General features: G+C 67.9%; 2 protein-coding genes. One reads left to right on the plus strand and one right to left on the minus strand.

Going from position 1 to position 13,863, the window contains the following annotated elements:
- Nucleotides 1-10: 10 nt before the first annotated feature.
- Complete coding sequence (locus tag DFS21_RS17660; RefSeq protein WP_046856458.1) at nt 11-538, minus strand: RNA polymerase factor sigma-70; 528 nt, start codon at nt 536-538, stop codon at nt 11-13.
- Nucleotides 539-857: 319 nt separating this feature from the next.
- Between DFS21_RS17660 and DFS21_RS17665 the strand changes: the two genes are divergently transcribed.
- Nucleotides 858-13,805: a non-ribosomal peptide synthetase gene (locus DFS21_RS17665; protein ID WP_111532735.1), complete on the plus strand. Its 12,948-nt coding sequence runs from the start codon at nt 858-860 to the stop codon at nt 13,803-13,805.
- Nucleotides 13,806-13,863 lie beyond the last annotated feature (58 nt).

Here is a 13,863-nt window from a genome sequence, read left to right on the forward strand (position 1 = left end):
GATGACGGTCTCAGCCCAGGCGGCTGCTCTTGCGGCAATGGATCAGCGCATCGCGGATCATGAAGTTGACCAGCGTCGGCGAGACTCCCAGCTCCTTGGCGATATCCTTCTGCGGCACGCCATGCAGGCGGTACATCTCGAAGGCGTAGCGGGTGCGTTTGGGCAGTTCGTCGAGGGCGTCGGCGATGTGTTCCAAGGTAGCGAGGTTGATATGGGTGGCCTCGGGCGAGGCGTTCTGGATGACCACGTTCATCCCTTCCTCCTCGCTGCCGGAGTACCTGAGTTCCATGGCCTGCTTGCGGTAGTGATCGATGGCCAGGTTGCGCACGATCTGGAACAGGTAGCTGAGCTGGGCCTTGAACGATGAGGTGATCTGCGGGGCGGCGCTGAGCCTGAAGAAGGCATCCTGCACCACATCCTCGGCGCGCGAGCGGCAGCCGGTGATGCGGGCTGCGATCTTGACCAGGATGCTGCGGTTGTCGACGAATGCCTGGAGTAATGGTGAATCGCACTTACTTGTGGATAGTTGTTCCGCCATGGAAATCACCTTGTCTCAGAGAGGAGAGGGAGCGCACCTCTTGAGGAGGCTTCCTACGACGTGCGACAAGCTATTCGTAATGATAATGATTGTCAAATACGAAAGTTAATGAGTTTCTATCCATTCTGGTTCTAAGCTTCAGTCTGTGAAACGCTTCAACATTTGCCTCTGCGTCAGGCCTTTGCGGCCTTCCCGACGGCCCTAATTTCTTCCCCCGCCCATCCGTTCCCCTGTGTACATCTCGGCTGCCGAACACTACCCGCCTGTCGTGCGCGGGTCAGTCAGGCGCGACTCACCCAGACACTGGCAGGAACATTCCATGACGGACGCCTTCGAACTCCCGCACTCGCTGGTCCAGGCCCTGGCGCAACGCGCTGCCCAGACCCCGGAGCGCATCGCCTTGCGCTTCCTCGCTGATGCGCCCGGCGAGCAGGCGGTGCTCAGTTACCGAGACCTCGACCAGCGCGCCCGGATCATTGCCGCGGCGTTGCAGGCCAGGGCCGGGTTTGGCGAGCGTGCCATCCTGTTGTTTCCCAGTGGGCCGGACTATGTCGCGGCTTTCTTCGGTTGCCTGTACGCCGGGGTGATCGCCGTGCCGGCCTACCCGCCGGAGTCTTCGCGCCAGCACCATCAGGAACGCCTGCTGTCGATCATCGACGACGCCGAGCCGCGCCTGCTGCTGACGGTAGAGGCGCTGTGTGGCAGTTTGCAGGGCCTCGAAGCCCTGGCCGGCGCCAACGCCCCGAGCCTGCTGGCCGTGGACCATCTGGATCCGCAACTGGCCGCACAGTGGCGCGAGCCGGTGCTGGAAGGCAGCGACATCGCCTTCCTGCAATACACCTCCGGCTCCACCGCGCTGCCCAAGGGCGTGCAGGTCAGCCACGGTAACCTGGTGGCCAACGAACAGCTGATCCGCCACGGTTTCGGCATCGACCTGAACCCGGACGACGTGATCGTCAGTTGGCTGCCGCTGTACCACGACATGGGCCTGATCGGTGGTCTGCTGCAGCCGATCTTCAGTGGCGTGCCTTGCGTGCTGATGTCGCCGGGCTATTTCCTCGCCCGGCCATTGCGCTGGCTGCAGGCGATCAGCGAGTACGGCGGCACCATCAGTGGCGGCCCGGACTTCGCCTACCGGCTGTGCAGCGAGCGGGTCAGCGAGGCCGCGCTCGCCGGCCTGGACCTGAGCCGCTGGCGCGTGGCCTATTCGGGGTCCGAGCCGATCCGCCAGGACAGTCTCGATACCTTCGCTGAAAAGTTTGCCACCTGCGGCTTCACCGCCAGCAGCTTCTTCGCCAGCTATGGCCTGGCCGAGGCCACCCTGTTCGTCAGCGGCAGCCGCCGTGGCCAGGGTATCGGCGCGCTGGAACTGGATGCCGGGGCCTTCGCCGCCAACCGTGCCGAACCGGGCCGGGGCAGCGTGCTGATGAGCTGCGGCTATCCGCAGCCGGGCCATGCGGTGCGTATCGTCGAGCCGCAGCAACTGCAGGTGCTGGCTGACAATCAGGTGGGCGAGATCTGGGCTGGCGGCCCGAGCATCGCCCTGGGGTACTGGCGCAACCCCGAGGCCAGCGCCCGCACCTTCGTCGAGATGGAAGGCCAGACCTGGCTGCGCACCGGCGACCTGGGCTTCATGCGCGACGGCGAAGTGTTTGTCACCGGGCGCCTGAAGGACATGCTCATCGTCCGTGGCCAGAACCTCTACCCACAAGACTTGGAAAAGACCCTGGAGCGTGAGGTCGAGGTGCTGCGCAAGGGCCGGGTGGCGGTGTTCGCCGTCGACGACCAGGGCGAGGAGGGCATCGGCGTGGCGGTGGAGATCAGCCGCAATGTGCAGAAGGCGCACACGCCCGAGGCGCTGATCAATACCCTGCGCCGGGTCATTGCCGATGCCTGTCGCCAGGCGCCGGCCGTGGTGTTGCTGCTCAACCCGGGCGCCTTGCCCAAGACCTCCAGCGGCAAGCTGCAGCGCTCGGCCTGCCGCCTGCGTATGAACGACGGCAGCCTGGATATCTATGCGCGGTTCCCGACGGCGCAAACGGAGCAGGGCAATGGCGTGGCCGGTGACGACCTGCAGGCACGGATCGCGGGTATCTGGCGTGAACTGCTCAAGGTCGAGGCGGTGGCGGCGGACGACCACTTCCTGCTGCTGGGTGGTAACTCCATCGCGGCCACCCAGGTAACCGCGCGCCTGGGTGACGAACTGGGCATCCAGCTCAGCCTGCGTACCCTGTTCGAGGCACCGACCCTGGCCGAGTACAGCGCCGCCGTGGCGGCCGTCCTCGCCGAAGGTGGCAGCGCCGCCGGCACCATCGAAACCCAGGCTCGCGACCAGGCCCTGCCGCAATCGCTGGCACAGAACCGCCTGTGGCTGTTGTGGCAACTGGAGCCGGAGTCCGCCGCCTACAACATCCCCGCTGGCCTGCACCTGCGCGGCGAGCTGGATGTCGCGGCGCTGCAGGCCAGCTTCCAGGCTCTGGTGGCACGCCATGAATCCTTGCGCACGCTGTTCGACGAAGTCGACGGCCAGGCCGTGCAACGCATCCTCCCGAGCCAGGCGTTCACCCTGCGTCATCTGGAGCTCGAAGGGCTGTCTCCCGCCGAGGTGGCCGCGCGCCGCGAGGATGAGGCGCAGCAGCCGTTCGATCTGCGCCAGGGTCCGCTCCTGCGGGTGACCCTGGCCCGCCTGGACGACGAAGAGCACCAGCTGTGGGTGACCCTGCACCACATCGTCGCCGACGGCTGGTCGCTGAACATCCTGCTGGATGAGTTCGCCCGTCTGTACGCGGCCCAGGGCCAGGCTGTGCAACTGCCCGAACTGACGCTGGGCTACGCCGACTACGGCCAGTGGCAGCGCCAGTGGCTGGCCGATGGCGAAAGCGCCCGCCAGCTCGACTACTGGAAGAACAAGCTGGGTGATGAACTGCCGGTGCTCGACCTGTGTACCGACCAGCCCCGCGCCAGCCGGCAGCACAGCCTTGCCGCGCGCCACACGCTCAAGGTGCCTGCGGCGCTGACCAGCGCCCTCAAGGATCTGGCCCGCGACCAGCAGGCCAGCCTGTTCATGGTCCTGCTGGCCGGCTGGCAGGCCCTGCTGCACCGCTACAGCGGCCAAGGCGATATCCGTATCGGCGTGCCCAATGCCAACCGTCCGCGCCTGGAAACCCAGGGCATGGTCGGTTTTTTCATCAACACCCAGGTGCTGCGCGCCGAGCTCGACGGCCGTCTGCCGTTCGCCGGGCTGCTGGCCCAGGCACGCCAGGTCACACTCGAGGCCCAGGCCCATCAGGACCTGCCCTTCGAGCAACTGCTCGAGGCGCTGCCGCAGGCCCGTGAACAGGGTCTGTTCCAGGTCATGTTCAATCACCAGCAACGCGACCTGTCGGCGTTGCGCCGCCTGCCCGGCGTGCTGGCCGAAGAGCTGCCCTGGCACAGCCGCGAAGCCAAGTTCGACCTGCAGTTGCACAGCGAGGAAGACCACCAGGGCCGCCTGACGCTGGCCTTCGACTACGCCGCCGGATTGTTCGAGGCGGCCACCGTCAAACGCCTGGCCAGCCATCTGCTGGCCTTGCTCGAGCAGGTCTGCGCCGAGCCGCAGTTGCCCCTCGGCGAGGTGCGCCTGCTCGACGAGCACAGCCAGACGCAACTGCTCGAGTGGGGCCAGGCGCCCATGGCGAGCGCGCCGCGCCTGCTGGTCGAGCAACTCAATGAACAGGCCCGCATGACCCCCGAACGCACCGCGCTGGTGTGGGAGGGTGGTCAGCTGAGCTATGCCGAACTGCACCAGCAGGCCAACCGCCTGGCGCACTACCTGCGCGACAAGGGCGTCGGTCCGGACACTTGCGTGGCGATTGCCCTGGAGCGTTCGCCGCAGCTGCTGGTCGGCCTGCTGGCCATTCTCAAGGCCGGTGGCGCCTACGTGCCGCTGGATACCGACTACCCGGCCGAGCGCCTGGCCTACATGCTCGGTGATTGCCAGGCCGGCCTGCTGCTCAGCCACAGCAGCCTGCTCGACAAACTGCCGCAGGTCGAAGGCGTGAGCGCCATCGCCCTCGACCAGCTGCACCTGGACAGTTGGCCAAGCCAGGCCCCCGGCCTGCACCTGCACGGCGACAACTTGGCCTATGTGATCTACACCTCCGGTTCCACCGGCCAGCCCAAGGGCGTAGGCAATACCCATGCCGCGCTGGCCGAGCGCCTGCAGTGGATGCAGGCCAGCTATGCGCTGGATGGCAGCGACGTGCTGATGCAGAAGGCGCCGATCAGCTTCGACGTGTCGGTGTGGGAGTGCTTCTGGCCGCTGCTCACCGGTTGCAAGCTGGTCCTGGCCGGCCCCGGCGAACATCGTGATCCGCAGCGCATCGCCCAGCTGATCCAGCAACACGCGGTGACCACGCTGCACTTCGTGCCGCCGTTGCTGCAGGTGTTCGTCCAGGAGCCGTTGGCCGCCGGCTGCACCAGCCTGCGCCGGTTGTTCTCCGGTGGCGAGGCGCTGTCCGCGGCCTTGCGTGACCGCGTGCTGCAACTGCTGCCACAGGCGCAACTGCACAACCGCTACGGCCCGACCGAAACCGCGATCAACGTCACCCACTGGCGCTGCCAGGCGAATGACGGCGAGCGCTCGCCCATTGGTCGCCCGCTGGGCAACGTGCTGTGCCGGGTGCTGGACGATGAGTTCGAGTTGACCGCGCCGGGCGTGCCCGGCGAGCTGTGCCTGGGGGGCGCGGGCCTGGCCCGCGGCTACCTCGGCCGCCCGGGGCTGACCGCCGAGCGCTTCGTGCCGCAGCCCGATGGCGACGGCGCACGGCTGTACCGCAGCGGCGACCGCGCCCGCTGGCATGTGCCGAGCCAGGCCCTGGAGTACCTGGGGCGCCTCGACCAGCAGGTCAAGGTGCGCGGCTTCCGCGTCGAGCCGGAGGAGGTGCAGGCGGTGCTGCTGGCCGAGCCGGGTGTCGCCCAGGCACTGGTGCTGATCCACAAGGATGCCGTCGGTGCCCAGCTGGTGGGCTACTACAGTGGTGTCGAGCAGACCGAGGCGCTGCTGGCCGCATTGGCCGAGCGCCTGCCGGCCTACATGGTGCCGGCACAACTCATCCATCTTGCGCAGATGCCCCTGGGGCCGAGCGGCAAGGTCGATCGCAAGGCGCTGCCGGCCCCGGTCTGGCAGCAACGTGAACATGTCGAGCCGCAAAGCGCGTTGCAACAACAGGTCGCGGCGATCTGGCGCGAGGTGCTGGGCCGGCCGCAGGTCGGCTTGCAGGATGACTTCTTCGCCCTCGGCGGCCACTCGCTGCTGGCCACCCAGATCGTCTCGCGCACCCGCCAGGCGCTGGATGTCGAGTTGCCGCTCAAGGCCTTGTTCGAGGCCAGCGAGCTAGGCGCGTTCTGCGCCGAGATTGCCCGTCTGCGGGGCTGCGGCGCACGCAACCTGCAAGGCGCCATCGCCCGTGTCGACCGCCGCCAGGCGGTGCCGCTGTCATACTCGCAGCAGCGCATGTGGTTCCTCTGGCAGATGGATCCGCACAGCCCCGCCTACAACGTCGGCGGCATGGCCCGCTTCCAGGGCGCGCTGCATGTGGACGCCTTCGAGCGCGCCTTGCAGGCGTTGATCGTGCGTCACGAAACCCTGCGCACCACCTTCCCCAGCATCGACGGCAAGCCTTACCAGTGCGTGGCCGATGACAGCCACGTGCAACTGCACTGGCATGACTTCAGTACCCTGGCCGACGAGGCCCGCCAGCAACGCCTGCAACAACTGGCCGATGATCAGGCGCACCAGCCGTTCGACCTGGAGCGCGGTCCGCTGCTGCGCGCCTGCCTGGTCAAGGCTGGCGAGCGTGAGCACTACTTCGTCCTGACCCTGCACCATATCGTCACCGAAGGCTGGGCCATGGACATCTTCGCCCGCGAACTGGGCGAGCTGTACGAGGCCTTCGTCGACGAGCGCGAGTCGCCGCTGGCGCCGCTGCCTGTGCAATACCTCGACTACAGCGTGTGGCAGCGCCAATGGCTGGAAAGCGGCGAGGGCGATCGCCAGCTGGCTTACTGGAAGGACCGCCTGGGCGACGAGCACCCGGTGCTGGCATTGCCCGCCGACCACCCACGCCCGGCGGTGCAGAGCCACCGCGGCGAGCTGTACCGCTTCGACCTGGATCCGGCGCTGGTCAAGCGCGTGCATGCCTTCAACAGCCAGCGCGGCCTGACCCTGTTCATGACCATGACCGCCACCCTGGCCGCGTTGCTGCACCGCTACAGCGGCCAGCGCGACCTGCGCATCGGCGCGCCGGTGGCCAACCGCATCCGCCCGGAAAGCGAAGGGCTGATCGGCGCCTTCCTCAATACCCAGGTGCTGCGCTGCGAGCTGGATGGGCAGATGAGCGCCGGCGCGCTGCTCGACCAGGTGCGCCAGACCATCATCGATGGCCAGTCGCACCAGGACCTGCCGTTCGAGCAACTGGTCGAGGCCTTGCAGCCGCCGCGTTCGAGCGCCTACAACCCGTTGTTCCAGGTGATGTGCAACGTGCAGCGCTGGGCCTTCCAGCAGAGCCGTGAGCTGGTGGGCATGCAGGTGGACTATCTGGTCAACGACGCCAGCGCCACCAAGTTCGACCTGTACCTGGAGGTCACCGACCTCGACGGCCGCCTGGGCTGCTGCTTCACCTACAGCCGCGACTTGTTCGATGAACCGCGCATCGCGCGCATGGCCGAGCACTGGCAGCAGTTGCTGGTGGCGCTGATCGACGATCCGCAGCAGCGCCTGTGCGAACTGCCGATGCTGGCTGATGCCGAGCAGCAGGTGCTGATCGGCCAGTTGCAGGGCGAGCAGGATTTCGCGCTGGACCGGACGCTGCACGGGCTGTTCGCCGCCCAGGCCGAACGCACCCCGCAGGCCCAGGCCCTGACTTTTGCCGGCCAGCACCTGAGCTACGCCGAGCTCGACCAGCAGGCCAACCGCCTGGCCCGCGCCCTGCGCGAGCGCGGCGTCGGCCCGCAGGTGCGGGTGGGCCTGGCGCTGGAGCGATCGCTGGAGATGGTGGTCGGCCTGCTGGCCATCCTCAAGGCCGGTGGCGCCTACGTGCCGCTGGACCCGGAATACCCGCTCGACCGCCTGCGCTACATGATCGAGGACAGCCGCCTGGGCCTTCTGATCGGCCAGCGGGCGTTGCTCGACACCCTGGGCGAACTGCCGCCGGGCGTCGCCCGCTGGAGCCTGGAGGACGATGCCGCGAGCCTGTCCGCCTACAGCGACGCCGCCCTGGACAACCTCAACCTGCCGCAGCACCAGGCCTACCTGATCTACACCTCCGGTTCCACCGGCAAGCCCAAGGGCGTGGTGGTCAGCCACGGTGAAATCGCCATGCACTGCAAGGCGGTGATCGCCGAGTTCGGCATGCGCAGCGACGACTGCGAGCTGCACTTCTATTCGATCAACTTCGACGCCGCCAGCGAGCGCCTGCTGGTGCCGCTGCTGTGCGGTGCCCGCGTGGTGTTGCGTGCCCAGGGCCAGTGGGGCGCCGAGGAGATCTGCCAACTGGTGCGTGAACAGCAGGTCAGCGTGCTCGGTTTCACCCCGAGCTACGGCAGCCAGTTGGCCCAGTACCTGGCCGGGCAGGGCGAGCAATTGCCGGTGCGCCTGGTGATCACTGGTGGCGAGGCCTTGACCGGCGAGCACCTGCAACGCATCCGCCAGGCTTTTGCGCCGCGGCAGTTCTTCAATGCCTACGGTCCGACCGAAACCGTGGTGATGCCACTGGCCTGTCTGGCGCCGGAGCAGATACCCGTCGACGCCGGCAGCGTGCCGATCGGCCGGGTCATCGGTGCCCGCACCGCCTACATCCTCGACGACGATCTGGCCCTTTTGCCACAGGGCGGTATCGGTGAGCTGTACGTGGGTGGCGCGGGCCTGGCCCAGGGTTACCACGACCGTCCGGGCCTGAGCGCCGAGCGTTTCGTCGCCGACCCGTTCAGCCATGCCGGCGGTCGCCTGTACCGTACCGGCGACCTGGTACGCCTGCGCGCCGATGGCCTGGTGGAGTATGTCGGCCGTGCCGACCAGCAGGTGAAGATCCGTGGCTTCCGTATCGAGCTGGGCGAGATCGAGAGCCGCCTGCAGGAGCACGCCGACGTCGAGGAAGCGGTAGTCCTGGCCCTCGACCTGCCGGGTGGCAAGCAGCTGGTGGGTTACCTGGTGTGCCCGCAGGCCAGCGCCGACGGCGAGGCCCAGGCCCTGTTGCGCGAGGCGGTCAAGGCGGACGCCCGCCAGCACCTGCCCGACTACATGGTGCCGGCGCACCTGGTGCTGCTCGACAGCCTGCCGCTGATGGGCAACGGCAAGCTCGACCGCCGCGCGTTGCCGGCCCCGGATCTGGAGCAGGCGCGCCAGCATTACCAGGCGCCGGCCAATGAGCTGGAAGGCCAACTCGCGCAGATCTGGCGCGAAGTGCTCAACCTGCCGCGCATCGGTGTGCAAGACAACTTCTTCGAACTGGGCGGCGACTCGATCCTGTCGATTCAGGTGGTCAGCCGTGCCCGCCAGCTGGGGCTGCAGTTCACCCCGCGTGACCTGTTCCAGCACCAGACTATCCAGACCCTGGCGGCCGTGGTGACCCGCAGCGAGGCGCCGAGCGCGATCGAGCAGGGCGCACGTCAGGGACGCACCGGGCTGACGCCGATCCAGCACTGGTTCTTCGACAGCGAAGTGCCGCAACCGCAGCACTGGAACCAGGCGGTGCTGCTGCAGGCGCGTCAGCCGCTGCAGGCCGAGGCACTGGAGCATGCCCTGGCCGCGCTGGTCGAGCACCACGACAGCCTGCGGCTGCGCTTCGGCCATGCCAATGGCCGCTGGCAGGGCGAGTATGCCCAGTCGTGTGCCCAGCCGTTGCTGTGGACCGCGACCGTGACCGACTTCGAGGACTGCCAGGCGCTGTATACCGATGTGCAGCGCAGCCTCGACCTTGCCGAGGGGCCGCTGCTGCGCGCCTTGCTGGTCAGCGATGACCAGGGCGCCCAGCGCCTGCTGCTGGCGATCCACCACCTGGTGGTCGATGGCGTGTCCTGGCGCGTCCTGCTGGAAGACCTGCAGGCGCTGTACCGCGGTGAAACCCTGGCCGCCAAGACCCATGCCATGGGCGACTGGGCGGCGCGCCTGGCCAGCTATGCCGGCAGCGATTCGCTGCGCGACGAGCTGGGCTGGTGGGAAGCGCAACTGGGCAACGCCCGTCGCGAACTGCCCTGCGATCATCCCCAGGGCGGCAACCTGCACCGCCATGCCCGCAGCCTTGCCATCGACCTGAACGTGGAACAGACCCGGCAACTGTTGCAACAGGCGCCGGCGGCCTACCACACCCAGGTCAACGACTTGCTGTTGACCGCCCTGGCGCGCACGCTGTGCCACTGGAGCGGCGACGAGCAGGTGCTGGTGCAGCTGGAAGGCCATGGCCGCGATGGTCTGTTCGAGGACATGGACCTGACCCGCAGCGTCGGCTGGTTCACCAACGCCTACCCACTGAGCCTGAGCCCCGTAATGGTTGAGGGCGAAGTTGGTCGCGCCGCGTCGATCAAGCGCATCAAGGAACAACTGCGCCAGGTACCGCACAAAGGCCAGGGCTACGGTGTGCTGCGCTACCTGGCCGACGAGGCCGGGCGTGAGCGCATGGCCGCCTTGCCCCAGGCGCGGATCACCTTCAACTACCTCGGCCAGTTCGACCAGCAGTTCGACCAGGCGGCCCTGTTCCAGCCGCTGGACGTCCCGGCGGGCCTGGCCCATGACCTGGATGCGCCGCTGCCGAACTGGCTGAGCGTCGATGGCCAGGTCTACGGCGGCGCGCTGCAACTGCGCTGGAGCTTCAGTGCCGAGCGCTATGACGAGGCGACCATCGCCCGCTTGGCCGAGGCCTATCGCCAGGAGCTGCTGGCCCTGGTCGCCCACTGCCTGGCGGACGGCAATGGCAGCTTCACCCCCTCGGACTTCCCGCTGGCGCAACTGACCCAGGAGCAGATCGACGCGCTGCCGATCCCGGCCGCCGAGATCGAGGACGTCTACCCGCTGACGCCGATGCAGGAAGGCCTGCTGCTGCACACCCTGCTCGAGCCGGGCACCGGCATCTACTACATGCAGGACCGCTACCGCATCAACAGCGCCCTCGACCCCAAGCGCTTCGCCCAGGCCTGGCAGGCGGTGGTGGCGCGGCATGAGGCGTTGCGCGCCTCGTTCAGCTGGAACGCCGGCGAAGCGATGCTGCAGATCATCCACAAACCCGGCAAGACCGCGGTGGACTATCAGGACTGGCGCGGCCTCGACGAGCACACCCAGGAAGCGCGCCTGCAAGCGTTGCACAAGGAGGAGCGCGAGGCCGGCTTCGAGCTGCTGCGCGAAGCACCGTTCCACCTGCGCCTGGTACGTGTGGACGATGCGCGTTACTGGTTCATGATGAGCAACCACCACATCCTCATCGATGCCTGGTGCCGCTCGCTGCTGATGAACGACTTCTTCGAGATCTACCAGGCCCTGGGCGAAGGGCGCCAGGCCCAGTTGCCGGTGCCGCCGCGCTACCGCGACTACATCGGCTGGCTGCAGCGCCAGGACCTCGACGAGGCGCGCCAGTGGTGGCAGGCCAACCTGGCCGGCTTCGAGCGCGCCACGGCGATCCCCAGCGACCGTCCGCTGCGCCATGACCACGCCGGAGACGGCATGGTCGTGGGTGACTGCTACACCCGCCTGCAAGTGAGCGAGGGCGCCCGCCTGCGTGATCTGGCCCAGGCCCACCAACTGACGGTCAACACCTTCGCCCAGGCGGCCTGGGCGCTGACCCTGGCCCGTTACAGCGGCGAGCGCGACGTGGTGTTCGGCGTCACCGTGGCCGGGCGTCCGGTGAGCCTGCCGCAGATGCAGCGCACGGTCGGCCTGTTCATCAACAGCATCGCCCTGCGCGTGCAGTTGCCGCAGCCGGGCGAGCGCAGCAGCGTGCGCCAGTGGCTGCAAGGCTTGCTCGATCGCAACATGCAGTTGCGTGAGTACGAGTACCTGCCGCTGGTGGCGATCCAGGAATGCAGCGAACTGCCCAAGGGCCAGCCGTTGTTCGACAGCCTGTTCGTGTTCGAGAACGCCCCGGTGGAAACGGCGGTGCTCGACCACGCCCAGCACCTGGACGCCAGCTCCGACTCGGGCCGGACCCACACCAACTTCCCGCTGACCGCGGTGTGCTACCCGGGCGATGACCTGGGCCTGCACCTGTCGTTCGACCAGCGCTACTTCGACTACCCGACCGTCGAGCGCCTGCTCGCCGAATTCAAGCGCCTGCTGCTGGCGCTGGTCGAGGGCTTCGACGGCGAGGTCGGCGAGCTGCCGCTGCTGGGGGCCGACGAACAACGCTTCCTGCTCGAGGACTGCAACCGTACCGAGCATGCCTATGCGCTGGAGCAGAGCTACGTCGAGCTGTTCGAGGCGCGGGTGGCCGCGCATCCGCAGCGCACCGTCGCCCGCTGCGAGGCGGCCGCTTACGACTATGCGGGCCTGAACGTGGCGGCCAACCGGCTGGGTCATGCCCTGGTCGCGGCCGGCGTGGCCATCGACCAACCGGTGGCGCTGCTGGCCGAGCGCGGCCTGGCGCTGCTGGGCATGATCGTCGGCAGCTTCAAGGCCGGCGCCGGCTACCTGCCGCTGGACCCGGGCCTGCCGGCGGCGCGCCTGCAACGCATCGTCGAGCTGAGCCGCACGCCGGTGCTGGTGTGCAGCGCGGCCTGCGCCGAGCAGGCGCGCCAGCTGCTCGATGAAGTGGCGGGCGCGGCGCGGCCAAAGCTGCTGGTCTGGGAAGACGTGCAGGCAAGCAACGTGGCCAGCCACAACCTTGGCATCCACAGCGCGCCGGACAACCTTGCCTACGTGATCTACACCTCCGGCTCCACCGGCCTGCCCAAGGGCGTGATGGTCGAGCAGCGCGGCATGCTCAACAACCAGCTGAGCAAGGTGCCGTACCTGGCCCTGGACGAGCAGGACGTGATTGCCCAGACCGCCTCGCAGAGCTTCGACATCTCGGTCTGGCAGTTCCTCGCCGCACCGCTGTTCGGGGCCCGCGTGGAGATCGTGCCGAACGCCATCGCCCATGATCCGCAAGGCCTGCTGAGCCATGTGCAGGCCACCGGCATCACCGTGCTGGAGAGTGTGCCGTCGTTGATCCAGGGCATGCTGGCCAACGATCGCCAGGCGCTCGATGGGCTGCGCTGGATGCTGCCGACCGGCGAGGCCATGCCGCCCGAGCTCGCGGCCCAGTGGTTGCAGCGCTACCCGGCCATCGGCCTGGTCAACGCCTACGGCCCGGCGGAGTGCTCGGACGACGTGGCGTTCTTCCGCGTCGATGCCGCCTCGACCCAGGGTAGCTACCTGCCGATCGGCACACCGACCGACAACAACCGCCTGTACCTGCTCGGCGAAGACCAGACCCTGGTGCCGCTGGGCGCGGTGGGTGAGCTGTGCGTCGCCGGTACTGGTGTGGGCCGTGGCTATGTCGGCGATCCGCTGCGCACCGCCCAGGCCTTCATACCGCATCCGTACGGTGCGCCTGGTGAGCGCCTGTACCGCACCGGCGACCTGGCCCGGCGCCGTCCGGATGGCGTGCTGGAATACGTCGGGCGCATCGACCATCAGGTGAAGATCCGTGGCTACCGCATCGAGCTGGGCGAGATCGAGGCGCGCCTGCACGAACAGCCAGAGCTGCGTGATGCCGCGGTGGGCGTGCAGGAGGGCGTCAACGGCAAGCACCTGGTCGGCTACCTGGTGGCGCACCAGGGCGTCAGTGCCGACGCCGCGCTGCTCGACCAGCTCAAGCAGCGCCTGCGCGGCGAGTTGCCGGAGTACATGGTGCCGCTGCACTGGGGCTGGTTCGACAGCCTGCCGCACAACGCCAACGGCAAGCTTGACCGCAAGGCGCTGCCGGTCATCGATATCGGTGGCCAGCACAGCCAGGCCTACCTGGCACCGCGCAACGAGCTTGAAGAGACGCTCGCCGGGATCTGGGCCGATGTGCTCAAGGCCGAGCGGGTGGGTGTGCGCGACAACTTCTTCGAGCTGGGCGGGCATTCGCTGCTGGCAACGCAGATCGCCTCGCGGGTGCAGAAGGCCCTGCAGTTGAACGTGCCGTTGCGGGCAATGTTCGAGTGCAGCACGGTGGAAGAGCTGGCGGACTATGTGCGCGGGCTGCAGGACAGCGCGCTGGATGACGCCAAGGTCGATCGGTTGAGCGACCTGATGGCGGAGTTGGAGGCGTTGTAAAGGTCGTCGCGGGGCAAGGCGCACCGCCGCTCCCACATGGGAGCAGCGGTGCGCCTTG

Origin of the sequence: Pseudomonas sp. 2848 (assembly GCF_003253945.1) — a bacterium.
Lineage (GTDB): Bacteria > Pseudomonadota > Gammaproteobacteria > Pseudomonadales > Pseudomonadaceae > Aquipseudomonas.

Excerpts from the sequence above, each read along its gene's own strand:
- DFS21_RS17665 (WP_111532735.1), top strand. The coding sequence starts at position 858 with ATGACGGACGCCTTCGAACTCCCGCACTCGCTGGTCCAGGCCCTGGCG.
- DFS21_RS17660 (WP_046856458.1), bottom strand. The coding sequence starts at position 538 with ATGGCGGAACAACTATCCACAAGTAAGTGCGATTCACCATTACTCCAG.